Source organism: Enterobacter cloacae complex sp. 372C4 (genome assembly GCF_050030615.1).
In the GTDB taxonomy this organism is placed as follows: Bacteria; Pseudomonadota; Gammaproteobacteria; order Enterobacterales; family Enterobacteriaceae; genus Enterobacter; species Enterobacter intestinihominis.
Window position 1 is genome coordinate 3,817,204 of the sequence record NZ_JBLGUQ010000001.1, and the last position, 24,900, is coordinate 3,842,103.

At 55.3% G+C, this 24,900-nt stretch carries 23 protein-coding genes; 20 read left to right on the forward strand and 3 right to left on the reverse strand.

The window, feature by feature from the left end:
* Window positions 1–6: 6 nt before the first annotated feature.
* From ACQG11_RS18550 to flgL, 4 genes are all read left to right on the forward strand, one after another.
* Window positions 7–1,104 carry a flagellar basal body P-ring protein FlgI gene (locus ACQG11_RS18550; RefSeq protein WP_022647728.1) on the forward strand — a complete coding sequence of 366 codons (1,098 nt, stop codon included), beginning with the start codon at window positions 7–9 and terminating at the stop codon, window positions 1,102–1,104.
* Complete coding sequence (gene flgJ, locus ACQG11_RS18555; protein ID WP_063147631.1) at window positions 1,105–2,058, forward strand: flagellar assembly peptidoglycan hydrolase FlgJ; 954 nt, start codon at window positions 1,105–1,107, stop codon at window positions 2,056–2,058.
* 75 nt (window positions 2,059–2,133) lie between these two features.
* Window positions 2,134–3,774 carry a flagellar hook-associated protein FlgK gene (gene flgK, locus ACQG11_RS18560; RefSeq protein WP_426728656.1) on the forward strand — a complete coding sequence of 547 codons (1,641 nt, stop codon included), beginning with the start codon at window positions 2,134–2,136 and terminating at the stop codon, window positions 3,772–3,774.
* 16 nt (window positions 3,775–3,790) lie between these two features.
* A complete protein-coding gene (gene flgL / locus ACQG11_RS18565; RefSeq protein ID WP_022647731.1) occupies window positions 3,791–4,744 on the forward strand; it encodes a flagellar hook-associated protein FlgL in 954 nt (317 codons plus the stop codon).
* 75 nt (window positions 4,745–4,819) lie between these two features.
* On the opposite strand, the gene ACQG11_RS18570 is transcribed toward flgL, so the two are convergent.
* Window positions 4,820–6,031, reverse strand: coding sequence for an MFS transporter (locus tag ACQG11_RS18570; protein ID WP_022647732.1), 1,212 nt, complete (start codon window positions 6,029–6,031; stop codon window positions 4,820–4,822).
* Between the two features lie 109 nt (window positions 6,032–6,140).
* Between ACQG11_RS18570 and ACQG11_RS18575 the strand changes: the two genes are divergently transcribed.
* Entirely contained in the window at window positions 6,141–7,079 is a 939-nt protein-coding gene (locus ACQG11_RS18575) for a LysR family transcriptional regulator (RefSeq protein ID WP_022647733.1), read from the forward strand.
* A 40-nt stretch (window positions 7,080–7,119) separates the two neighbouring features.
* On the opposite strand, the gene rne is transcribed toward ACQG11_RS18575, so the two are convergent.
* Complete coding sequence (gene rne, locus ACQG11_RS18580) at window positions 7,120–10,227, reverse strand: ribonuclease E (protein WP_023305866.1); 3,108 nt, start codon at window positions 10,225–10,227, stop codon at window positions 7,120–7,122.
* A gap of 570 nt (window positions 10,228–10,797) precedes the next feature.
* Between rne and rluC the strand changes: the two genes are divergently transcribed.
* Complete coding sequence (gene rluC, locus ACQG11_RS18585; RefSeq protein ID WP_041907418.1) at window positions 10,798–11,745, forward strand: 23S rRNA pseudouridine(955/2504/2580) synthase RluC; 948 nt, start codon at window positions 10,798–10,800, stop codon at window positions 11,743–11,745.
* Window positions 11,746–11,824: 79 nt separating this feature from the next.
* Here rluC and ACQG11_RS18590 read toward each other — a convergent pair whose 3' ends face one another.
* Window positions 11,825–12,409, reverse strand: a complete 585-nt coding sequence (locus ACQG11_RS18590) for a Maf family protein (RefSeq protein ID WP_032622147.1) — start codon at window positions 12,407–12,409, stop codon at window positions 11,825–11,827.
* Window positions 12,410–12,549: 140 nt separating this feature from the next.
* Here ACQG11_RS18590 and yceD point away from each other — a divergent pair, with 140 nt between their 5' ends.
* The 14 genes from yceD to ptsG all read left to right on the forward strand — a co-directional run bounded on the left by yceD (window position 12,550) and on the right by ptsG (window position 24,877).
* Complete coding sequence (yceD, locus tag ACQG11_RS18595) at window positions 12,550–13,071, forward strand: 23S rRNA accumulation protein YceD (RefSeq protein WP_003857966.1); 522 nt, start codon at window positions 12,550–12,552, stop codon at window positions 13,069–13,071.
* Between the two features lie 16 nt (window positions 13,072–13,087).
* Window positions 13,088–13,261, forward strand: a complete 174-nt coding sequence (gene rpmF / locus ACQG11_RS18600; protein WP_003857964.1) for a 50S ribosomal protein L32 — start codon at window positions 13,088–13,090, stop codon at window positions 13,259–13,261.
* An 81-nt stretch (window positions 13,262–13,342) separates the two neighbouring features.
* Window positions 13,343–14,377: a phosphate acyltransferase PlsX gene (gene plsX, locus ACQG11_RS18605; protein WP_152811225.1), complete on the forward strand. Its 1,035-nt coding sequence runs from the start codon at window positions 13,343–13,345 to the stop codon at window positions 14,375–14,377.
* A 6-nt stretch (window positions 14,378–14,383) separates the two neighbouring features.
* On the forward strand, window positions 14,384–15,337 hold the full coding sequence (locus tag ACQG11_RS18610) for a beta-ketoacyl-ACP synthase III (protein WP_003857960.1): 954 nt from the start codon (window positions 14,384–14,386) through the stop codon (window positions 15,335–15,337).
* A 15-nt stretch (window positions 15,338–15,352) separates the two neighbouring features.
* The gene (gene fabD / locus ACQG11_RS18615) at window positions 15,353–16,282 is read left to right on the forward strand and encodes an ACP S-malonyltransferase (RefSeq protein ID WP_022647738.1); all 930 of its coding nucleotides are present in this window, start codon (window positions 15,353–15,355) and stop codon (window positions 16,280–16,282) included.
* A 12-nt stretch (window positions 16,283–16,294) separates the two neighbouring features.
* Window positions 16,295–17,029, forward strand: a complete 735-nt coding sequence (fabG, locus tag ACQG11_RS18620) for a 3-oxoacyl-ACP reductase FabG (protein ID WP_022647739.1) — start codon at window positions 16,295–16,297, stop codon at window positions 17,027–17,029.
* 154 nt (window positions 17,030–17,183) lie between these two features.
* The gene (gene acpP / locus ACQG11_RS18625) at window positions 17,184–17,420 is read left to right on the forward strand and encodes an acyl carrier protein (protein ID WP_003857954.1); all 237 of its coding nucleotides are present in this window, start codon (window positions 17,184–17,186) and stop codon (window positions 17,418–17,420) included.
* A gap of 91 nt (window positions 17,421–17,511) precedes the next feature.
* Entirely contained in the window at window positions 17,512–18,753 is a 1,242-nt protein-coding gene (gene fabF / locus ACQG11_RS18630) for a beta-ketoacyl-ACP synthase II (RefSeq protein ID WP_022647740.1), read from the forward strand.
* Window positions 18,754–18,873: 120 nt separating this feature from the next.
* Complete coding sequence (gene pabC, locus ACQG11_RS18635; protein WP_023299796.1) at window positions 18,874–19,683, forward strand: aminodeoxychorismate lyase; 810 nt, start codon at window positions 18,874–18,876, stop codon at window positions 19,681–19,683.
* Window positions 19,684–19,685: 2 nt separating this feature from the next.
* On the forward strand, window positions 19,686–20,708 hold the full coding sequence (gene yceG / locus ACQG11_RS18640; protein WP_038415832.1) for a cell division protein YceG: 1,023 nt from the start codon (window positions 19,686–19,688) through the stop codon (window positions 20,706–20,708).
* Window positions 20,698–21,339: a dTMP kinase gene (gene tmk, locus ACQG11_RS18645; protein WP_022647743.1), complete on the forward strand. Its 642-nt coding sequence runs from the start codon at window positions 20,698–20,700 to the stop codon at window positions 21,337–21,339. Before yceG ends, tmk begins: the two co-directional genes overlap by 11 nt.
* Window positions 21,336–22,340, forward strand: a complete 1,005-nt coding sequence (gene holB, locus ACQG11_RS18650; protein WP_048966197.1) for a DNA polymerase III subunit delta' — start codon at window positions 21,336–21,338, stop codon at window positions 22,338–22,340. Before tmk ends, holB begins: the two co-directional genes overlap by 4 nt.
* 10 nt (window positions 22,341–22,350) lie before the next feature.
* Entirely contained in the window at window positions 22,351–23,145 is a 795-nt protein-coding gene (locus ACQG11_RS18655; RefSeq protein ID WP_023299800.1) for a metal-dependent hydrolase, read from the forward strand.
* A gap of 298 nt (window positions 23,146–23,443) precedes the next feature.
* Window positions 23,444–24,877: a PTS glucose transporter subunit IIBC gene (gene ptsG / locus ACQG11_RS18660; protein ID WP_006809245.1), complete on the forward strand. Its 1,434-nt coding sequence runs from the start codon at window positions 23,444–23,446 to the stop codon at window positions 24,875–24,877.
* The last annotated feature ends 23 nt before the right edge of the window (window positions 24,878–24,900 follow it).

Here is a 24,900-nt window from a genome sequence, read left to right on the forward strand (position 1 = left end):
TGACCTATGTATAAATTTCTCTTCGCCGTGGCGCTGTCGCTGGTCGCTACCGTTGCGCAGGCCGATCGCATTCGCGATCTCACCAGCGTGCAGGGCGTGCGCGAAAACTCCCTGATTGGCTACGGCCTGGTGGTGGGGCTGGATGGGACGGGTGACCAGACGACCCAGACGCCGTTCACCACCCAGAGCCTGAACAACATGCTCTCTCAGCTCGGTATTACCGTACCGGCGGGGACCAACATGCAGCTGAAAAACGTGGCGGCGGTGATGGTGACCGCGTCTTATCCGGCCTTTGCGCGTCAGGGGCAAACCATCGACGTGGTTGTCTCGTCGATGGGTAACGCCAAAAGCCTGCGCGGCGGTACGTTGTTGATGACGCCGCTGAAAGGCGTCGACAGCCAGGTGTATGCTCTGGCGCAGGGCAACATTCTGGTTGGCGGGGCAGGTGCGTCGGCGGGCGGCAGCAGCGTGCAGGTGAACCAGCTGAACGGGGGACGTATTACCAACGGCGCGATCATCGAACGTGAGCTGCCGACCCAGTTCGGCACCGGCAACACCATTAACCTGCAACTGAATAACGAAGACTTCACGATGGCGCAGCAGATTGCTGACACCATCAACCGCAGCCGGGGTTACGGCAGCGCCACCGCGCTGGATGCCCGCACCGTGCAGATCCGCACGTCAACCGGTAGCAGCAATCAGGTGCGGATGCTGGCCGATATCCAGAATATGGAAGTGAACGTGTCGGTGCAGGATGCAAAAGTCATTATCAACTCCCGTACCGGATCGGTGGTGATGAACCGCGAAGTGACGCTGGACAGCTGCGCCGTGGCGCAGGGCAATCTCTCCGTCACGGTTAACCGCTCGGCCAACGTCAGCCAGCCGGATACCCCGTTTGGTGGCGGTCAGACGGTAGTGACCCCGCAAACGCAGATAGATTTACGACAGAGCGGCGGATCGTTGCAGAGCGTGCGCTCCAGCGCCAACCTGAACAGCGTGGTGCGTGCCCTGAACGCGCTGGGTGCAACGCCAATGGATCTGATGTCCATTCTGCAATCCATGCAAAGTGCAGGCTGCCTGCGCGCTAAACTGGAAATCATCTAAATGCTGACCGATAGCAAACTGTTGACCAGTGCCGCCTGGGATGCCCAGTCGCTCAACGAGCTGAAAACCAAAGCGGGCAAGGATCCGGCGGCGAATATCCGCCCGGTTGCCCGTCAGGTGGAAGGCATGTTCGTGCAGATGATGTTGAAAAGCATGCGTGAAACCCTGCCGAAAGATGGCATGTTCAGCAGCGATTCCACACGGCTTTACACCAGCATGTACGATCAGCAGATTGCCCAGCAAATGACCGCCGGAAAGGGGCTCGGCCTGGCAGACATGATTGTGAAACAGACCGCAGCCGCTCAGGGGCTGCCACCTGAAGAGGCTCCGCCGCAGGTGCCGCTGAAGTTTGATCTGGAAAAGGTGACCAGTTATCAAAATCAGGCGCTGACCCAGATGGTGCGTAAGGCGATGCCGAAGCCGGCAGAAACGCGTGACGAGCCGCTCTCCGGCGACAGCAAAGACTTCCTGGCGCAGCTCTCCCTGCCGGCGCGTCTTGCCAGTGAAGAAAGCGGCGTGCCACACCATCTGATTCTGGCGCAGGCGGCGCTGGAGTCGGGCTGGGGGCAACGCCAGATCCGCAGGGAGAACGGCGAGCCGAGCTTCAACATCTTTGGCGTGAAGGCCACCTCCAGCTGGAAGGGGCCGACCACGGAAATTACCACCACCGAATATGAGAACGGTGCGGCAGTGAAGGTGAAAGCCAAATTCCGCGTCTACAGCTCGTATCTGGAAGCGTTGTCGGATTATGTCGGGCTGTTGAGCCGGAATCCGCGCTACACCGCCGTGACCCAGGCCACCACGCCTGAGCAGGGCGCTCAGGCATTGCAGAATGCCGGCTACGCGACCGATCCAAACTATGCACGCAAGCTGACCAGCATGATCCAGCAGCTGAAATCCATGTCTGAGAAGGTCAGCAAAGCGTATAGCACAGATCTCGAAAATCTGTTCTGAAAGTTCTCAAGTCCCGGTGGAGGTTGCCGATAACCTTCATCAGGACTCGTGTCTGAACGTATAAAAGGAACCCCCATGTCCAGTTTGATTAACAGCGCCATGAGTGGCCTCAGTGCTGCGCAGTCGGCACTCAATACCGTCAGTAATAATATTTCAAGCTACAACGTGGCAGGTTATACCCGCCAGACTACCATTCTGGGCGCATCAAACAGCACCCTGACCGGTGGCGGCTGGGTGGGTAACGGGGTCTATGTCTCCGGCGTTCAGCGTGAATATGATGCGTTTATTACCAACCAGCTGCGCGCGGCGCAGAACCAGAGCAGCGGCCTGACCACGCGCTACCAGCAGATGTCGAAAATTGACGACGTGCTGTCGGATACCACGAACTCGCTTTCTGCCAACCTCCAGGATTTCTTTAAAAGCCTGCAAATGCTGGTGAGTAACGCAGAAGATCCGGCTGCACGCCAGACGGTACTCGGGAAGGCAGATGGTCTGGTAAACCAGTTCAAAACTAACGATCAATATCTCCGCGATCAGGATGCGCAGGTCAATACGGCGATTTCTACCAGCGTCGATCAGATCAATAACTATGCGAAGCAGATTGCCAACCTTAACGATCAGATTTCCCGGCTGACTGGCGTAGGGGCGGGCGCATCCCCGAACGAACTGCTCGATCAGCGCGATCAGCTGGTGAGCGAACTGAACAAAATAGTCGGTGTGGACGTGACCGTACAGGACAGCGGCACCTACAACATCTCTATCGCCAACGGCTACACCCTGGTCCAGGGCAGCAACGCCAGCCAGCTGGCTGCGGTGAAATCCAGCGCGGACCCTGCACGTACAACGATTGCGTATGTGGATGCCGCAGCAGGCAACGTGGAGATCTCAGAAAAACAGATCACCACGGGGTCGCTTGGGGGGCTGTTAACGTTCCGTTCTCAGGATCTGGATCAGGCGCGAAATACGCTTAACCAGATGGCGCTGGCGTTTGCGGATGCCATGAATACCCAGCACCAGGCGGGCTTTGATGCCAACGGGGACCCAGGCGGCAAGCTGTTTGATTTTGGCTCCCCGGCAGTGCTGAGTAACGGTAAGAACACCGGAAGCGCGTCCGTGACGGCAACGATGACGGACAGTACCAAGGTCCAGGCGACAAACTACAAAGTTGAGTATAACGGTACTGACTGGACAATCACGCGTCTGTCAGACAACACCAGCTTCACGGCTATGCCGGATACCAGCGGTAATCTGTCGTTTGATGGCCTCAACGTCAACATTAGCGGCTCGGCCAATAATAAAGACAGCTTTATCGTGAAGCCGGTGAATGACGTTATCGTGAATATGGACGTTGCGATCAGCGACGAATCCAAACTGGCGATGGCTTCCGCGCAAGGAAGCGGAGAAAGCGACAATACCAATGGCCAAAAGCTGCTGGATTTGCAGAGCGCCAAGCTGGTGGGGGGGAACAAAACCTTTAACGATGCTTATGCCGCGCTGGTCAGTACGGTGGGCAGCACCACGGCGTCGCTGAAAACCAGCAGCGAAACCAAAGTTAACGTTGTTACGCAGCTGACCAAACAACAGCAGTCAATCTCCGGGGTTAACCTGGATGAAGAGTATGGCAACCTGCAACGCTATCAGCAGTACTATCTGGCGAATGCGCAGGTGCTGCAAACGGCGAGCACGCTGTTTGATGCATTGATCAATATCCGCTAAGGCTGAGGCATAAAAAATGCGTATTAGTACTCAAATGATGTATGAGCAAAGCATGCGCGGCGTGACGAACTCCCAAAGCCTCTGGCTCAGCTACGGCGAGCAGATGTCTACGGGGAAGCGTATCAACCGTCCGTCTGACGATCCGATTGCCGCTTCGCAGGCTGTTGTGCTCTCTCAGGCCCAAACGCAAAACAGCCAGTATGCGCTGGCGCGCTCCTTCGCTACGACGAAAGTCTCGCTGGAAGAAAACGTGTTATCGCAAGTGACAACCGCTATCCAGGCTGCTCAGGAAAAGATTGTCAATGCGGGCAACGGTACGTTAAGTGACGATGACCGCGCTTCGCTGGCAACGAACCTGCAAGGTATTCGCGATCAGCTCATGAACCTGGCTAACAGCACGGACGGTAACGGTCGCTATATTTTTTCCGGTTACAAAACCGAAGCGGCGGCTTTCGACCAGGCTACGGGTGATTATAAGGGTGGCGGAACGCCAATCAGCCAGCAGGTTGACTCTGCGCGCACGATGCAAATCAGCCATACGGGCACTGAAGTTTTTGATAGCTTCACCAGCAATGCGAAGCCAGAGCCAGATGGTAGTACGCCGGAAACGAATTTGTTCAAGATCCTCGACTCCGCAATTGAAGCGCTGAATAAGCCGATTGGCGATGACGAAACGAAGGCTGAAGCATTTACGGCGGCTATTGATAAAGCCAACCGTGGCCTGAGCAACTCCCTCAACAACGTGCTGACCGTTCGCGCGGACCTCGGCATCAAGCTGGACGAGCTGGGCAAGCTGGATTCTCTGGGTGAAGACCGCGCGCTGGGCCAGACTCAGCAGATGAGCGACCTGGTTGACGTAGACTGGAACTCGGTGATTTCGTCCTACACCATGCAGCAGGCGGCGTTGCAGGCCTCGTATAAAGCCTTTAGCGATATGCAGGGTATGTCTTTGTTCCAGATGAACAGATAAGACTCTGACCTGTTTGACATGTCTTGAAACTGGGCATGTTTTGACTGCCCAACCCGTCCGGGTTGGGCATTTTTTTTACACACTTTCTGCCTGAGCGGACACCACCCGGGCGCTTTCAATCACTCTGATAGCCAGCGCAATGGCACCACACAGGGTTGCCAGTGCTACCACGCCCGTCCAGCCTGCCAGCGTATAGATATTGCTGCCTAATGCCGAACCCAGCGCCATTCCGATGAAAATGACGGTAAACAGCAGGGCGTTAAGGCGCCCACGGGCCTGCGGCTCAAGGCTGTAGACCAGGTTCTGGTGCGCCACGAGGCTGGACTGCAAACCGAGATCGAAACCGACCGCGGAGAGGGCAATCAGGAGCAACTGGCCGTGTACACCCAGGGCTGGCATCAGGAACATCAGGGCAAACGAGAGGGTCACCAGCGCGGCACCCAGTTGGGTCACTTTACCGGCGCCCAGCTTATCGGCCAGACCGCCTGCCAGCGGTGCGGCCAGCGCGCCTGCGGCTCCGGCAATACCAAAACCACCCGCCACGGCGCTGCCAAGGTGATACCGTTCCAGCAGCATGACCGCCAGCGTCGACCAGAACGCACTAAAAGCAATCGACAGAAAACCCTGAGCCAGCGCAGCCCGACGCAGCGCCGGGTAGCGACGCCAGAGGTGTTCCATGGAGCGCATCAGTGCCGGGTAGCTCAGCGTGGAATGAACGGCGAAGCGGGGAAGTACGGCCCACATCACCACGCCGATAAAGGCAATGCTTGCGGCGGCCAGCTGATACATCACTCGCCAGCCAAAGGCTTCACCCACCACGCCGCTCACGGTTCTGGAGAGCAAAATCCCCAGCAGCAGGCCGGTCATCACCGTGCCGACCGTTTTTCCCTGTTTGCCTTCCGGCGCGAGGATCGCTGCGGCCGGGACAATATCCTGCGCCATGGTGGCGGCCATGCCAATCAGCAGGCTGGTGAGCAGCAGGGAATGCAGTTGTCCGGTCAGGCTACAACCCAGCAGGAACAGCGCCAGAGCTGCACTTTTTATCAGGATCAACGTTCTGCGGTCATAACGATCGCCGAGCGGGAGCAGAAACAGGATACCTAAGGCATAACCCGCCTGGGTGAGCGTCGGGACCATGCCCATGCCTTCGATGCTCAGGTGCAGGTCTGAGCCCATCAGCGGCAGCAGAGGCTGGGCATAATAGATGGATGCCACGCTGAAGCCCGCACCGAGCGCCAGCATTAAGATTACCCAGCGGCTTACGGCCCGGGTGGTGGTTGTGTTCATAAGATGTTCCTCATTCGTCGTGTGCGCCTATTTTTTATCAGTACGCCTTGCGACGGTAGCGGGCGCGGTGGTAAAACGCTTATACGTGTAGCGTATAGGTGTAAATGATATGAAACGGACTGAGCGTATAGATCGGGTAGAGCTGATGCGAACCTTTGTTCGCATTGTGGAGGCGGGGTCCCTTTCTGCGGCGGCACGTCAGCTGGCAACAACCCAGGCCACGGTGAGCCGACGGTTGCAGTCACTTGAAACCATGCTGGGCGTGCGCCTGATGCTGCGCACAACCCATACCACACGGCTTACCGATGACGGTGAACGTTGCTATCAGCATGCCAGACGGGTGATTGACAGCTGGCTGGCGCTGGAAGACGAGGTGGGGCAGACGGAAGATGAACCGGTCGGGGTGCTGAGGGTGCGCGCGCCTCACGCGTTTGGCCAGGATCAGCTACTAAAACCGTTAACCCAATTTTTGCAGCGCTATCCCCAGCTTTCTGTTGAGTGGATGCTTAACGATCGCTCGGTTGATTTCCTCGGCGACAACCTTGACTGTGCTATTCGGGTGGGCGTGGAAGTCGATCCGGCAACCGTGTCTGTGCTACTGGCTGAAGTGCCGCGCTCGGTGGTAGCGTCACCGGCACTCCTTGCCCGTTTTCCCGCGGTTAACACGCCGGACGATCTGCAACATCTCCCCTGGATTGCCATTAGCTCTTTTTATCAACGCCATGTGGAGCTCTTCCACGAGGCAACACCCACCCCGGCGAGAGTTACCATTACGCCACGCCTGAGTACCGACAGCTTGTATGTAGCGCGCAATACGGCACTCACCGGGCTAGGCGTGGCGGTGGTATCCAGCTGGACGGTACAGGATGATATTCGGGAAGGGCGACTGGTGCATTTACTGCCAGAGTGGCAGCCAGCAGCGCTACCGGTACATCTGGTTTATCCCTGGTCACGCTATTATCCGGCGCGCTTGCGGCGTTTTCTGGAGCTGATGCGGCAGATAATGCCGGAGGTCACCGGGATGAGAAAGCCCCTGCAACAGCCATAAAAAAGCCGACCCGAAGGTCGGCTTTCAGTCTTAGCGTGCGTTATTCAACAGGCTGAGGACGAGTAGCTGGGGCAGTAGCCATGTGCGTCGCACTGTGACCACCGGCAGCACCTTTACCTTCGAAGTTGAATTCCGGACGAACCCAGTCACTATGGCGTGGTGCTTCAGGCACGTACTCAGGTGCCGGGGCACGAGTCATTGGCGCGGTAGCAATGTGAGCAGGCGCTACAGCTTCAACGATCTCAACCGGCTCAGATTTCACTTCAGGCGCTTTGACCTCTTCGACAACAGGTTCAACCTGAATCTCGACGTCCTGAACAACCTCTTCCGTCACCGTTTCGACGGCAACGTCTGCGGGCTCTTCTGCTGCGGATACAGGCTTAGCGTCTTCCGCGACTTCTTCAGCCACCACGGTATCTTCTTCGGCAATGATCTGCGGTGCGGCATCAACCGGTGCAGCAATCACTTCAGGATGGGTCGTTTCCACTTCCACAGCCTGCGGCGGCGCTGTTTCAACAACCTGCGGTTCGACCACGGTTGCCGCTTCAGTCACGACGTCTTCCACTGCGACGACCGGTGCAATCACCTCTTCAGTCACAGCCTGTTCTTCAACAGCCTGCTCCGGACGTGCAACCGGATAACGGATCCAGACTTTACCGGATGCCATCTCAGGTGACGCGCACGCCACGGTCATTGGCATTGGAGACTGGGTCGGGTAACGCTCGTCACGATAACGACGGCGACGCTGACCGCTCACGCGCAGATGGCGTGGAGAACGGCGGGAGCGACGCGGCATACCTGCGTTATCACGGTTTTCGCTGCTTTCGTCCTGCTCAACCTGATTTTCCACTACGGCTGGCAGGTCAACTTTCGCAACCTGAGTACCCGTTGTGCTTTCAGCCGCTTCAACCGCGATAACGTCGTTTTCTTCGGCCTGAACAACACCCACACGTACTTTCTGGGTCAGCTGGCGCTGCTTACGACGCGGCATAACCTGAGTACGCTCTTCCTGCTCAGTGTCCTGCTGTTCTACAGGCGCTTCGCGATTCAGGTTTTTGACTTCCTGCTGAGCCTGGCGTTTGTCATCGTTACGACGACGGTTACGCTCGCGGCGAGGCTGCTGCTCGTCACGCTGTTTGCTCTTCTCGGACTCATCGCCCGCCTGCTGGCGAATCTCACGATCTTCAACGTTCTGCTGTTGCTTCTCGCGACGGTTGCGACGGTTGTCCTCGCGCTGTTCACGGCCTTCGTTGTTATCGGAACGATTATCACGGCGCTCATTACGATCGCCACGGTCGTTGCGGTCGCGACGGTTGTTCTGACGCTTACGACGGTCCTGCTGACGCTCTGGTTTCGCTTCTTTTGGCGCTTCTTTCGGCTCCTCAGGCTGAACTTCTTCGGCGGCAAACATTTTTTTCAGCGCACCGATGATGCGGCTCAGGAGACCAGGCTGCTCAGGCTGCGCTTTTGGCGCGGCAGGAGCCACTTTCTGCACAGCAGGTTTTTCCGCTGGTTTTTCCAGCGTCGCTTCTGGCGGTGCTTCCGGCATGATGAAGGTCGCTAAAGCTGGCTGCTCAGGCAGTTTACGCTCGGCAGGCTCTTCATCAGACGGCAGCGCCATTTCTTCTTCATGCAGCTTCGGCAGCAGGTAGCTGAGGGTGCTTGTCTCTTCCCCTTTGCGCACGCGCAGCACGTGATAGTGCGGGGTTTGCATCTCGTCGTTTGGCACGATGATGCAGCGAACGCCGCCCTGACGCGCTTCGATTGCGCTCACCGCTGCACGTTTTTCGTTCAGCAGGTAGGAGGCAATCGGCACTGGAACAATAGCGTGAACCTCTTTGGTGTTCTCTTTCAGCGCTTCTTCTTCAATCAGACGCAGAATAGAGAGGGAGAGAGATTCATTGTCACGAACGGTACCTGTACCGGAACAGCGCGGGCAGACGTGATGGCTGGACTCACCCAGAGACGGGCTGAGGCGCTGACGGGACATCTCCAGCAGGCCAAAGCGAGAAATATGGCTGATCTGGATACGCGCGCGATCCTGGCGCACCGCTTCACGCAGACGGTTTTCAACCGCACGCTGGTGGCGAACCGGGGTCATGTCGATGAAGTCGATAACGATCAGACCACCCAGGTCGCGCAGGCGGAGCTGGCGGGCGATTTCATCAGCGGCTTCAAGGTTGGTGTTGAAGGCGGTCTCTTCGATGTCGCCGCCGCGGGTTGCACGCGCGGAGTTGATGTCGATGGCGGTCAACGCTTCGGTGGTATCGATAACGATAGAACCGCCGGACGGCAGACGCACTTCACGCTGGAAGGCAGACTCGATCTGGGATTCAATCTGATAATGGCTGAACAGCGGGATTTCACCGGTGTACAGTTTAATTTTGCTGGTGAAATCCGGGCGACCCAGTGCGGCGATGTGCTGGCGAGCCAGCTCAAGCACTTTCGGGTTATCAATCAGAATTTCACCGATGTCCTGACGCAGATAATCACGGAAGGCACGCACGATGACGTTGCTTTCCTGGTGGATCAGGAACGGCGCAGCACGGCTTTCTGCCGCTTTCTTGATGGCTTCCCAGTGTTTCAGGCGGAAGCTCAGGTCCCACTGCAACGCTTCGGCAGATTTGCCAACGCCTGCGGTGCGCACGATAAGGCCCATGCCGTCTGGCAGTTCAAGACTTGCCAGTGCTTCTTTCAGCTCGGTACGGTCATCGCCTTCGATACGGCGAGAGATGCCACCCGCACGCGGGTTGTTTGGCATCAATACCAGATAGCTTCCTGCCAGACTGATAAAGGTGGTCAGCGCGGCGCCTTTGTTGCCACGCTCTTCTTTATCGATCTGGACGATAACTTCCTGACCTTCACGCAGAACATCTTTGATGTTCGGACGGCCATGGGAGTTGTAGTTTGCAGGAAAATATTCGCGGGCGATTTCTTTGAGAGGAAGGAAACCGTGACGCTCAGCACCGTAATCGACAAATGCAGCTTCAAGGCTTGGTTCAATGCGGGTGATTTTGCCTTTGTAAATGTTCGCTTTTTTCTGTTCGTGTCCAGGACTTTCGATATCCAGATCGTACAGGCGCTGCCCATCCACAAGGGCGACACGCAACTCTTCTTGCTGAGTTGCGTTGATTAACATTCTTTTCATCGTAACTTACTCGTTATTCTTACATTGACGACAAAGCTGCGGGCAAGGTGACGCTTTCCGGGGTATGAACCGATGGCCTCGTGTCTATTCACGTCGCCAACCTCACGGTTGTCGCTCGCTTAAGAGGCGCAGAGTGTCGGTTGCCTGTATTTCATAGGGAAACACAGCGCAATTATCAGGGGAATTGCCTGGGAAAACTCTCCAGAGAACAATCCTTATACCGGGAAGTACTGCAACCCGCAGCCCGCTAACTGCCTGAAAGATCAATACGTCTTACGCCATTGCTGCGTGGATGATCGGTCAGACAAAATTGGTCATTCCGTCGACATCCTTACAAAACCCGGATTTAACGCGGAAAACGGATTCATTATTCCACTGCTCGCCGGGTTATAGCAAGATGACTTTTACCAATTATCACCCGGTTACTCACAGTTTCTTCACTTCAACGGGGTGATTGGTTTAATAACCACCAAATCGATTGCGCGAAAGGGGAGTGGTCCGGATAAAAGTAAATATAAGCATAGAAAAATGAGTGGCGCTAATGTCAGACGCTATTTAGAATCGCCAACCATGAAAACAGAGACTCCAGCCGTAAAAATGGTTGCCATCGCCGACGACGAGGCAGGGCAACGTATCGATAATTTTTTGCGCACCCAATTGAAGGGTGTGCCAAAAAGTATGATTTATCGCATCTTGCGTAAGGGTGAGGTGCGGGTGAACAAAAAACGTGTGAAGCCCGAGTACAAGCTCGAGGCGGGCGATGAAGTCCGCATTCCACCGGTACGTGTTGCAGAGCGTGAAGAAGAGGTCGTTTCTCCGAAGCTGCAAAAAGTCGCGGCTTTGAGCGACGTTATCCTTTATGAGGACGACCACATTCTGGTGCTGAATAAACCGTCCGGAACGGCGGTACACGGGGGGAGCGGTCTGAGCTTCGGCGTGATCGAAGGTTTACGTGCGCTGCGCCCGGAAGCGCGTTTCCTCGAACTGGTTCACCGTCTTGACCGTGATACCTCAGGCGTGCTGCTGGTGGCGAAAAAACGTTCTGCACTGCGTTCCCTGCATGAACAGCTGCGCGAAAAAGGGATGCAGAAAGATTATCTGGCGCTGGTGCGCGGCCAGTGGCAGTCCCACGTGAAAGTGGTGCAGGCGCCGCTGCTGAAAAATATTCTGCAAAGCGGTGAGCGCATTGTTCGTGTAAATCAGGAAGGGAAACCGTCTGAGACGCGATTTAAAGTAGAAGAGCGCTACGAATTCGCCACGCTGGTGCGCTGTAGTCCGGTGACGGGGCGTACTCACCAGATTCGCGTCCATACCCAGTTTGCAGGCCATCCGATTGCGTTCGACGATCGCTATGGCGATCGCGAGTTTGATAAGCAGTTGGCGGGTACGGGGCTGTCGCGTCTGTTCCTGCATGCGGCAGCGCTGAAGTTTACCCATCCTAATACCGGTGAAGTTATCCGTATTGAAGCGCCGCTGGATGATCAGTTGAAACGCTGCCTGAAAGTTCTGCGCGGCTGATTATGTGCCGGGGGGCGCTGCGCTTACCCGGCCTACGAAATCCGTAGGCCCATGCAAGCGAAGCGCCGCTGGGCAAAAATCACATCGTCAGCGGATTACACTCTTCTCGCCTTAACATCTGGCACAGCGCAATCAGCGGCAACCCCACCAGCGTGTTGGGATCCCGCCCGTCCAGCTTGTCGAACAGTGCAATTCCCAGCCCTTCACTTTTGAAACTCCCTGCGCAGTTCAGAGGACGTTCCCGACGCACGTAATCCATAATCTCCTCCTCGCTGAGATGACGGAAGTGCACATCAAATGGCTCACACTCGGTTTGCAGATGACCGGAGGCGGAATTATAAAGCGCCAGGCCGGTATAAAAGGTCACGATACTGCCTCGCGCACGCAAAAGCTGCTGGCAGGCGTTTTCTTCCGTATGCGGTTTACCGGTGATTTCGCCGTCCAGCACACAAACCTGATCGGAGCCTATAATCAGATGAGCGGGGTAACGTACGGCCAGCGACTGTGCTTTCTCTTTCGCGAGACGGGTCACCAGATGACGCGGTGACTCGCCCGGCTGTGGCGTTTCATCCACCTCCGGCGCGGCGCATTCAAACGGGATCCCGAGCTTTTCCAGCAGCATTCGGCGATAAGGTGAAGTGGAAGCAAGGACGAGATTTGGCATATTTTTATCACCAGATATAGCGTATCGATGCCAGCCATTTTAAACTACAGGCCGCAATGTGTGCGAATAATTGGCAAAAGGCAGCTCTGGTTGCCTTTTTCTTTGACTCTATGACGTTACAAAGTTAATATGCGCGCCCTATGCAAAAGGTAAAATTACCCCTGACTCTTGATCCGGTTCGTACGGCTCAAAAACGCCTCGATTACGAAGGAATCTATTCTTCCGATCAGGCTGAGCGTATTGCCGAATCTGTAGTCAGTGTGGACAGTGATGTAGAGTGCTCCATGTCGTTCGCTATCGACAACCAGCGCCTCGCCGTTTTAACCGGTGATGCAAAGGTGACGGTAACGCTCGAATGTCAGCGCTGCGGGAAACCGTTTGTACAGCATGTTCACACAACGTATTGTTTCAGTCCGGTTCGTTCTGACGAACAGGCTGAAGCACTCCCGGAAGCGTATGAACCGATTGAGGTTAACGAATTCGGTGAAATCGATCTTCTGGCGCTGGTTGAAGATGAAGTCATCCTCTCCCTGCCAGTCGTTCCGGTGCATGATTCTGAACACTGTGAAGTGTCCGAGGCGGACATGGTCTTTGGGGAACTGCCTGATGAAGCGCAAAAACCAAATCCATTTGCCGTATTAGCCAGCTTAAAGCGTAAGTAATTGAGGAGTAAGGTCCATGGCCGTACAACAGAATAAACCAACCCGTTCCAAACGTGGCATGCGTCGTTCCCATGACGCGCTGACCGCAGTTACCAGCCTGTCTGTAGACAAGACTTCTGGTGAGAAACACCTGCGTCACCACATCACCGCTGACGGTTTCTACCGCGGCCGCAAGGTTATCACTAAGTAATCACACGTCAGCGTGATTAGGCTTAGTGAGGAACTTCCCCGTGAAAACGGGGAGTTTACCGAACCAGGCTGCGACGATACCTTGACACGTCTAACCCTGGCGTTAGATGTCATGGGGGGAGATTTTGGCCCTACCGTGACAGTGCCTGCAGCATTGCAGGCACTGAATTCTAATTCGCAACTCACACTTCTTTTAGTCGGTAATCCCGACACAATCACGCCATTACTTGCAAAAGCTGACTTTGAACAACGTTCGCGTCTGCAGATTATTCCTGCGCAGTCAGTTATTGCCAGTGATGCCCGGCCATCGCAGGCTATTCGTAATAGCCGCGGCAGCTCTATGCGAATGGCGCTGGAGCTGGTGAAAGAAGGGCGAGCGCAGGCTTGCGTCAGCGCGGGAAATACTGGCGCGCTGATGGGACTGTCGAAATTATTGCTCAAGCCGATTGAGGGCATTGAGCGTCCGGCGCTGGTGACGGTGTTACCGCATCAGCAGAAGGGCAAAACGGTGGTGCTCGATCTGGGCGCTAACGTAGATTGTGATAGTACAATGCTGGCTCAGTTTGCCGTGATGGGGTCGGTGCTGGCAGAAGACGTGGTCGGGATTACCAATCCCCGCGTTGCGTTATTGAATATTGGTGAAGAAGAGACCAAAGGCCTGGACAGTATCCGCGACGCTGCGGAAATACTCAAACAGGTTCCCTCCATCAACTATATTGGTTATCTCGAAGCCAATGAGTTGCTGACGGGCAAAACGGATGTATTAGTGTGTGATGGCTTCACCGGAAACGTGACGTTGAAGACCATGGAAGGGGTCGTACGAATGTTCCTTTCTCTGCTGAAATCGCAGGGAGAAGGTAAAAAAAGGTCCTGGTGGCTGATTTTATTAAAGCGTTGGTTACAAAAAAGCCTGACGCGGCGATTCAGTCACCTCAACCCCGACCAGTATAATGGCGCCTGTCTGTTAGGATTGCGCGGCATCGTGATTAAGAGTCATGGCGCCGCCAATCAGCGAGCATTTACCGTCGCGATTGAACAGGCAGTGCAGGCGGTGCAGCGACAAGTCCCTCAGAGGATTGCCGCTCGCCTGGGATCTGTATTAGCTAAAAGTGACTGAGCGTACATGTATACGAAGATTTTAGGTACCGGCAGCTACCTGCCAAAACAAGTGCGTACCAACGCCGATCTTGAAAAAATGGTAGATACGTCTGACGAGTGGATTGTCACGCGCACAGGTATCCGTGAACGTCGTATCGCCGCGCCAGACGAAACTGTGTCCACCATGGGCTACGAAGCCGCTCAGCGAGCGCTTGAGATGGCTGGCATTGATAAAGAACAGATCGGGCTTATTGTGGTGGCGACAACATCTGCCACGCATGCCTTCCCAAGCGCAGCGTGCCAGGTGCAGAACATGCTCGGCATCAAAGGCTGCCCGGCATTTGATGTTGCAGCGGCGTGCGCGGGTTTCACCTATGCGCTGAGCATCGCCGATCAGTATGTTAAATCGGGTGCCGTAAAATATGCGCTGGTGATCGGTGCTGATGTGCTGGCGCGTACCTGCGATCCAACCGATCGCGGCACAATCATTATTTTTGGCGATGGCGCGGGCGCGGTACTGCTGGGGCAGTCCGAAGAACCAGGCATTATCTCCACGCACCTGCACGCTGACGGTCGCTACGGCGAGCTGTTAACGCTGCCTAACGCCGATCGCGTTAATCCGGACAGTTCGATTTACCTGACAATGGCGGGTAATGAAGTGTTCAAGGTGGCCGTGACCGAACTCGCTCACATTGTTGATGAGACGCTGGAAGCGAACAATCTGGATCGCGCCGCACTCGACTGGCTGGTACCGCATCAGGCTAACCTGCGTATTATCAGCGCGACGGCGAAGAAGTTGGGCATGTCTATGGATAACGTTGTGGTGACGCTTGATCGCCACGGCAACACCTCTGCGGCATCGGTACCGTGCGCATTTGACGAAGCGGTACGCGATGGACGAATTAAACGGGGCCAACTGGTCTTGCTTGAAGCCTTTGGTGGCGGGTTCACCTGGGGTTCCGCGCTGGTTCGTTTCTAGGATAAGGATTAAAAAATGACGCAATTTGCTTTTGTGTTCCCGGGACAGGGCTCACAAACTGTTGGGATGTTGTCTGAAATGGCAGCAAACTATCCGGTTATTGAAGAGACTTTCCGTGAAGCTTCTGACGCGCTGGGTTATGATCTGTGGGCGCTGACCCAGCAGGGCCCAGCTGAAGAGCTGAACAAAACCTGGCAGACTCAACCGGCACTGCTGGCAGCCTCCGTCGCATTGTGGCGCGTATGGCAGCAGCAGGGCGGCAAAACGCCGGCGCTGATGGCGGGTCATAGCCTGGGTGAATACTCTGCGCTGGTCTGCGCAGGGGTGATTGCCTTCGCTGACGCGGTCCGTCTGGTTGAATTGCGTGGTAAGTTTATGCAGGAAGCGGTGCCAGAAGGCACGGGCGGCATGTCTGCCATCATCGGTCTGGATGATGCTTCTATTGCTAAAGCCTGTGAAGAATCTGCTGAAGGTCAGGTCGTTTCTCCGGTAAACTTTAACTCGCCAGGCCAGGTAGTTATCGCGGGTCATAAAGAAGCGGTTGAGCGTGCAGGCGCTGCCTGTAAAGCTGCGGGTGCAAAACGTGCACTGCCGCTGCCGGTGAGCGTGCCGTCTCACTGTGCGCTGATGAAGCCCGCTGCCGATAAACTGGCGGTTGAGCTGGAAAAAATGACCTTTAACGCACCGACGATTTCCGTTGTGAATAACGTCGATGTCAAGTGCGAAACCGCGCCGGAGGCTATCCGTAACGCGCTGGTTCGCCAGCTCTACAGCCCAGTTCAGTGGACCAAAACCGTTGAATTTATGGCGTCTCAGGGCGTTGAACATCTGTATGAAGTCGGTCCAGGTAAGGTACTTACCGGTCTGACAAAACGTATTGTAGACACCCTGACTGCCTCGGCGATTAACGAGCCGGAAGCAATGAAAGCGGCACTCTCGCAATAAAAGAGGAATACCATGAGTTTTGAAGGAAAAATTGCCCTGGTGACCGGCGCAAGCCGCGGTATCGGGCGTGCTATTGCTGAAACACTGGTTGCGCGCGGCGCGACGGTGATCGGGACTGCGACCAGCGAGAATGGCGCACAGGCCATCAGCGAGTATCTGGGTGCGAACGGCAAAGGTCTGGTACTGAATGTGACTGAACCAGCATCTATCGAATCTGTTCTGGAAAATATTCGCGCAGAGTTTGGCGAAGTGGATATTCTGGTCAATAATGCCGGGATCACTCGCGACAACCTGTTGATGCGAATGAAAGATGATGAGTGGAACGATATTATCGAAACCAACCTGTCATCGGTATTCCGTCTGTCAAAAGCGGTAATGCGCGCTATGATGAAAAAGCGTCATGGACGTATTATCACTGTAGGTTCTGTGGTTGGTACCATGGGAAATGCTGGTCAGGCTAACTACGCTGCGGCGAAAGCAGGTCTGATCGGTTTCAGTAAGTCGCTGGCGCGCGAAGTCGCGTCCCGCGGAATTACTGTAAACGTTGTTGCTCCGGGCTTTATTGAAACGGACATGACGCGTGCGCTGACCGATGATCAGCGTGCGGGTACGCTGGCGGCAGTTCCAGCGGGTCGTCTTGGCGACCCTAAAGAAATCGCCAGCGCGGTTGCATTTTTAGCCTCTGACGAAGCGGGTTACATCACTGGTGAAACCCTCCACGTCAACGGCGGGATGTACATGGTTTAATCACGATCGAAAATATTTGCGTTATTTGGGCAAATGGCCTCAAAATAACGTAAAATCGTGGTAAGACCTGCCGGGATTTAGTTGCAAATTTTTCAACATTTTATACACTACGAAAACCATCGCGAAAGCGAGTTTTGATAGGAAATTTAAGAGTATGAGCACTATCGAAGAACGCGTTAAGAAAATTATCGGCGAACAGCTGGGCGTTAAGCAGGAAGAAGTTGTGAACTCCGCTTCCTTTGTTGAAGACCTGGGCGCAGATTCTCTTGACACCGTTGAGCTGGTAATGGCTCTGGAAGAAGAGTTTGATACTGAGATTCCGGACGAAGAAGCTGAGAAAATCACCACCGTTCAGGCTGCCATTGATTACATCAACGGTCACCAGGCGTAAGTGAACATCTCCAGGCGGTCATTCGACCGCCTGAGTTTTATCTTTTGTAGTCCCACGAATCTCTTTTTTTATCCCTCCCTGGAGGACAAACGTGTCTAAGCGTCGTGTAGTTGTGACCGGACTTGGCATGTTGTCTCCTGTCGGCAATACCGTAGAGTCCACCTGGAAAGCTCTCCTTGCCGGTCAGAGCGGCATCAGCCTAATCGACCATTTCGATACTAGCGCCTATGCAACGAAATTTGCTGGCTTAGTAAAGGATTTTAACTGTGAAGAGATCATCTCGCGCAAAGAACAGCGCAAGATGGATGCCTTCATTCAATATGGAATTGTCGCTGGCGTTCAGGCCATGCAGGATTCTGGCCTTGAGATTACGGAAGAGAACGCTACCCGTATCGGCGCTGCTATCGGCTCCGGGATTGGCGGTCTTGGCCTGATCGAGGAAAACCATACATCTCTGGTGAATGGCGGCCCGCGTAAAATCAGCCCGTTCTTCGTTCCGTCTACGATTGTAAACATGGTGGCAGGTCACCTGACCATTATGTTCGGCCTGCGTGGTCCAAGCATCTCAATCGCGACAGCCTGTACGTCTGGCGTGCATAACATCGGCCAGGCCGCGCGTATCATCGCGTACGGCGATGCAGATGCTATGGTTGCGGGCGGTGCTGAAAAAGCCAGTACCCCGCTGGGCGTCGGTGGCTTCGGTGCAGCGCGTGCGCTCTCTACCCGAAACGATAATCCTCAGGCGGCGAGCCGTCCGTGGGATAAAGACCGTGATGGTTTCGTGCTGGGTGACGGTGCAGGCATGATCGTACTGGAAGAGTACGAACACGCGAAAAAACGTGGCGCGAAAATTTATGCTGAAGTTGTTGGCTTTGGCATGAGCAGCGATGCTTACCACATGACGTCTCCTCCAGAGAACGGCGCAGGTGCTGCGCTGGCGATGGAAAACGCCATCCGTGATGCGGGCATTACGCCGGCACAGATTGGCTACGTTAACGCGCACGGGACATCTACCCCTGCGGGCGATAAAGCAGAAGCGCAGGCGGTTAAGTCTATCTTCGGCGAATCTGCCAGCCGTGTACTGGTGAGCTCCACGAAATCCATGACCGGTCACCTCCTGGGTGCGGCGGGTGCAGTAGAATCAATCTACTCTATTCTCGCGCTGCGCGATCAGGCTGTACCGCCAACCATCAACCTGGATAATCCAGATGAAGGTTGCGATCTGGACTTCGTTCCCCACGAAGCGCGCCAGGTTAGCGGTATGGAGTACACCCTGTGTAACTCCTTCGGCTTCGGTGGGACTAACGGTTCTCTGATCTTCAAAAAGGTCTGAGTCTGGTTAGTCGCTGACGATAATAAAGGTCCGCTTGCCGGGCCTTTTTTATTAGGTGATATCCCCTTGTCCGGCTAACCACATCCTGCCAGACTGAGCCTCCATGCATAAGGAGCCACTATGTTTTTAATTAATGGCCTTGAGCAAGAAATGCTGCCGGCAAGCGACAGGGCGACCCAGTTTGGCGATGGCTGTTTCACGACCGCGCGTATTCTCGACGGTGGCGTGTGCCTGCTCGGGGCCCATATCCTTCGTTTACAAAAAGCCTGCGAAGCATTACTGATCCCCTTCTCGCAGTGGGACATTCTTGAAAGTGAAATGCGTCGGCTGGCGTCAGAGAAAGCAAGCGGCGTCCTGAAAGTCATTATCAGCCGCGGCAGCGGTGGTCGGGGCTATAGCGGTTCTGCCTGCCAGCATCCTGCGCGGATCCTTTCCGTTTCAGATTATCCTTCCCATTACGCGCACTGGCGTGAAGAGGGCGTAGTCCTGGCGCTTAGCCCGGTACGTCTGGGGCGAAACCCGATGCTCGCTGGCATAAAACATCTTAACCGTCTTGAACAGGTGCTTATTCGTACTCATCTTGAGCAGACGGAGGCCGGGGAGGCGCTGGTTCTTGACAGCGAAGGGTACATTACGGAATGCTGTGCGGCTAATTTACTCTGGCGGAAGGGCAGTGACGTATTCACGCCTTCGCTGGAGCAGGCCGGAGTCAACGGCATTATGCGGCAGTTTTGTTTGCAACAGCTGGCACGCGCAGGCTTTCGCGTTGTCGAAGTTAACGCTAAGGAAGAGGCGCTGCTGGCTGCCGAAGAAGTTGTTATCTGCAATGCGCTGATGCCCGTTGTCCCCGTTCGCGCTTATGACCGCAAGTGCTGGTCATCCCGCGAGCTGTTCCAGTTTCTGGCCCCGTTATGTGAGCAAACCAGGTAGTCATGAAGAAAATGTTACGCTTTGTCCTCCTTCTTATCGTTGCGTTCGGAATCGCTGGCGGAGCGGGAGTGTGGAAAGTCCGTCAGCTGGCTGAAAGTCAGATCCTGATTAAAGACGAGACGATTTTTACCCTGAAAGCGGGGACCGGGCGGCAGGCGCTTGGTCAGCAGCTGTATGACGACAAAATTATCAATCGTCCACGCGTATTCCAGTGGCTGCTGCGTATTCAGCCGGACCTGTCCCATTTCAAGGCCGGTACCTATCGTTTCACCCCTGGCATGACCGTGCGCGAGATGCTGCAACTGCTGGAGAGTGGTAAAGAAGCCCAGTTCCCATTGCGTTTTGTGGAAGGTATGCGTCTGAGCGATTATCTCAGGCAACTGCGTGACGCGCCGTACATCAAGCATACGCTGAAAGATGACCGCTACCAGACCGTGGCAGACGCCTTAAAATTCGAACATCCCGAGTGGGTGGAAGGCTGGTTCTGGCCCGATACGTGGATGTATACGGCAGGCACGACGGATGTGGCAATTCTGAAGCGAGCGCACAACAAAATGGTCGCGGCGGTAGACGCTGCCTGGAAAGGGCGAGCAGAGGGCCTGCCTTATCAAGATCAAAACCAGTTCATGACGATGGCCTCGATCATCGAGAAAGAGACGGCCGTTGCTGCCGAACGTGACCAGGTTGCCTCGGTGTTTATTAACCGTCTGCGCATCGGCATGCGTTTGCAAACCGATCCTACCGTCATCTACGGCATGGGCGAAAACTACAACGGCAGGATTTCCAGAAAAGATCTGGAAACGCCAACGGCGTATAATACCTACGTGATTAGCGGCCTGCCGCCTGGACCGATTGCGACGCCGAGTGAAGCATCGTTGAAGGCCGCCGCGCACCCGGCCAAAACGCCGTATCTCTATTTTGTGGCTGACGGAAAAGGGGGGCATACGTTCAATACCAACCTGGCCAGTCACAATCGCTCCGTTCAGGACTATCTGAAGGCACTTAAGGAAAAAAATGCGCAGTAAATACATTGTCATTGAGGGACTCGAAGGGGCGGGCAAAACCACCGCCCGTAACGTGGTGGTGGATACGCTGAAATCGCTTGGCGTCGCCGACATGGTCTTCACCCGCGAGCCGGGCGGTACGCAGCTGGCGGAAAAACTGCGCAGCCTGGTTCTGGATATCAAATCCGTTGGCGATGAAGTTATTACCGACAAAGCGGAAGTGCTGATGTTCTATGCGGCGCGCGTTCAGCTGGTGGAGACGGTGATCAAACCCGCTCTGGCAGAAGGCAAATGGGTGATTGGCGATCGCCACGATCTCTCAACCCAGGCGTATCAGGGCGGTGGCCGGGGTATCGATCAGGCCATGCTGGCTACGCTTCGCGACGCGGTTCTGGGCGATTTCCGTCCTGACCTGACGCTGTATCTGGACGTGACCCCTGAGGTGGGCCTGAAGCGCGCCCGTGCCCGCGGCGAACTGGACCGCATCGAACAGGAGTCTTTTGATTTCTTTAACCGCACCCGTGCGCGTTATCTGGAACTGGCCGGGCAGGACAAGACCATTCGTACCATCGATGCGACGCAATCCCTTGAAGACGTTACATGTGATATTCAGCAGACCGTTACGCAGTGGCTACAGGAGCAGCAGGCATGAAATGGTATCCATGGTTGCGCCCACACTTTGAACAGCTGATCGGCAGCTATCAGGTTGGTCGGGGGCATCATGCGTTACTGATCCAGGCGCTGCCGGGAATGGGTGATGATGCGTTGATTTACGCCATCACCCGCTTTCTGATGTGCCAACAGCCGGAAGGACATAAAAGCTGCGGTAAGTGCCGGGGTTGCCAGCTCATGCAGGCGGGCACGCATCCTGACTATTACACCCTCGAACCTGAGAAGGGCAAAAATACGCTCGGTATCGACGCGGTGCGTGAGGTCAGTGAGAAACTGTACGAATATGCGCGTCTGGTGGGGGCGAAAGTGGTGTGGCTGAAAGATGCCGCGCTGCTCACGGAAGCCGCAGCCAACGCGCTGTTAAAAACCCTGGAAGAGCCGCCAGAAAACACCTGGTTTTTCCTCTCCTGCCGCGAGCCGGAACGCTTGCTGGCGACGCTGCGCAGTCGCTGCCGTCTTCACCACCTTGCTGTCCCTCAGGAATCCTGGGCACTCGCCTGGCTTGAGCGGGAAGTGACGGTGTCACAAGACGCGGCGCTCTCAGCGTTGCGCCTGTGCAGCGGTGCGCCTGCGGCTGCGCTGGCCTTATTACAGCCCGAGGTGTGGTCCCAGCGTGAAACGCTGTGTCGTGCGGTTGAATCAGCCCTCGACATCCATGACTGGCTGAGCGTGCTGCCAGCGCTGAACAGCGATCAGGCTCCGGAACGGCTGCACTGGCTGGCCGCGCTGCTGCTGGATGCGCTCAAAATTCAGCAGGGGGCTACGCTTCTGACTAACCCTGACGTGTGGGCGCTGGTCACCACGCTGGCGAATCGCCTGTCAGGGCAGTCGCTGCACGCTATCCTTCATGATATCTGCCAGAGTCGTGAACAACTTTTGACGGTAACCGGTCTCAATCGCGAGCTTTTACTGACTGACCAGTTACTGCGTATCGAACACTACCTGCAACCGGGTGTCATACCGCCGGTTTCCCACCTCTGAGAGAGACATTATGTTTTTAGTCGACTCACACTGCCATCTCGATGGCCTGGATTATCAATCCCTGCATAAAAATGTGGACGACGTGCTGGCGAAAGCCGCCGCGCGCGATGTGAAATTTTGCCTGGCCGTGGCAACCACGTTGCCGGGTTACCGCTCCATGCGTGAACTGGTAGGCGAGCGCGATAATGTCGTCTTCTCCTGCGGCGTGCATCCGCTGAATCAGGATGAAGCGTACGACGTTGAGGATTTACGCCGTCTTGCCGCAGAAGAGGGCGTAGTGGCGATGGGCGAGACCGGCCTGGACTATTTCTACACTCCGGAAACGAAACCTCGCCAGCAGGAATCCTTCCGTAACCACATCCGCATTGGCCGGGAACTGAATAAGCCGGTTATCGTTCACACCCGAGATGCGCGCGCCGACACGCTGGGTATCCTGCGGGAAGAAAAGGTGACGGATTGCGGTGGCGTACTACACTGTTTCACAGAAGACAGAGAAACGGCGGGTAAGCTGCTTGATTTGGGCTTTTATATCTCGTTCTCGGGGATTGTCACGTTCCGTAATGCTGAGCAACTGCGTGATGCGGCGCGCTATGTTCCGCTGGATCGTATTCTGGTGGAAACCGATTCCCCGTACCTGGCGCCGGTGCCTCATCGTGGCAAAGAGAACCAGCCAGCGATGACCCGGGATGTCGCTGAGTATATGGCCGTTCTGAAAGGTGTCAGTATTGAAGAACTGGCTCGCGTGACAACGGAAAACTTCGCCAGCCTGTTCCATATTGACCCCGCCCGCCTGCAATCTGTCTGATACACCTGTTATTTTTAGGCTCGTAATTAATAACTAAAGCGAGTAAAGTTCACCGCCTCATTCGGGGCGGTGATGGCGTTTTTAGACACATCCAGACATGCTTTATGTAAATATCTGCAAGTTTTTTGGCCGTCTTGAACTGAAACGTGATAGCCGTCAAACAAACTCAGAGGGAATTATTTTACTCTGTGTAATAAATAAAGGGCGCTTAGATGTCCTGTCCACGGCGCGGTACTCCCCCCGGGCCAATGCGTGAAAACGTAAAAAAAAGCACAAATACTCAGGAGCACTCTCAATTATGTTTAAGAATGCATTTGCTAACCTGCAAAAGGTCGGTAAATCGCTGATGCTGCCAGTATCCGTACTGCCTATCGCAGGTATCCTGCTGGGTGTCGGTTCTGCAAACTTCAGCTGGCTGCCAGCCGTAGTTTCCCACGTGATGGCCGAAGCAGGCGGTTCTGTTTTTGCTAACATGCCGCTGATCTTCGCTATCGGTGTTGCTCTGGGCTTCACCAATAACGACGGTGTTTCCGCTCTGGCGTCCGTTGTTGCTTACGGCATCATGGTGAAAACCATGGCTGTGGTTGCGCCGCTGGTACTGCATTTACCTGCTGAAGAGATTGCCGCTAAGCACCTGGCGGACACCGGTGTTCTCGGTGGTATCATCTCCGGTGCGATTGCAGCGTATATGTTTAACCGCTTCTATCGCATCAAGCTGCCTGAGTATCTGGGCTTCTTCGCGGGTAAACGTTTTGTGCCGATCATTTCTGGTCTGGCCGCGATTTTCACCGGTGTGGTCCTGTCCTTCATCTGGCCACCAATCGGTACGGCAATCCAGACCTTCTCTCAGTGGGCAGCTTACCAGAACCCGGTTGTGGCGTTCGGTATCTACGGCTTCATTGAGCGCTGCCTGGTACCATTTGGTCTGCACCACATCTGGAACGTTCCATTCCAGATGCAGATTGGTGAATACACCAACGCAGCAGGTCAGGTGTTCCACGGCGACATCCCACGCTACATGGCGGGCGACCCAACGGCAGGTAAACTGTCTGGTGGCTTCCTGTTCAAAATGTACGGTCTGCCGGCCGCTGCAATTGCTATCTGGCACTCTGCTAAACCAGAGAACCGTGCAAAAGTGGGCGGTATCATGATCTCCGCAGCGCTGACCTCGTTCCTGACCGGTATCACCGAGCCGATCGAGTTCTCCTTCATGTTCGTTGCGCCGATCCTGTACATCATCCACGCGGTACTGGCAGGTCTGGCATTCCCAATCTGTATCCTGCTGGGTATGCGTGACGGTACGTCCTTCTCTCACGGCCTGATCGACTTCATCGTTCTGTCCGGTAACAGCAGCAAGCTGTGGCTGTTCCCAATCGTGGGTGCGGGCTACGCAGTGGTGTACTACACCGTCTTCCGCGTGCTGATCAAAGCACTGGACCTGAAAACGCCGGGTCGTGAAGATGCAACGGAAGACAGCAAAGCCGGTGTGACCAGCGAAATGGCACCTGCTCTGGTTGCTGCTTTCGGCGGTAAAGAGAACATCACTAACCTGGACGCGTGTATCACTCGTCTGCGTGTGAGCGTTGCCGACGTTGCGAAAGTCGACCAGCCGGGTCTGAAAAAACTGGGCGCAGCAGGTGTCGTTGTTGCAGGTTCTGGTGTTCAGGCAATCTTCGGAACGAAATCCGATAACCTGAAAACCGAAATGGATGAGTACATCCGCAACAACTAAGCTGTGATCTGGGGAGACTAAGG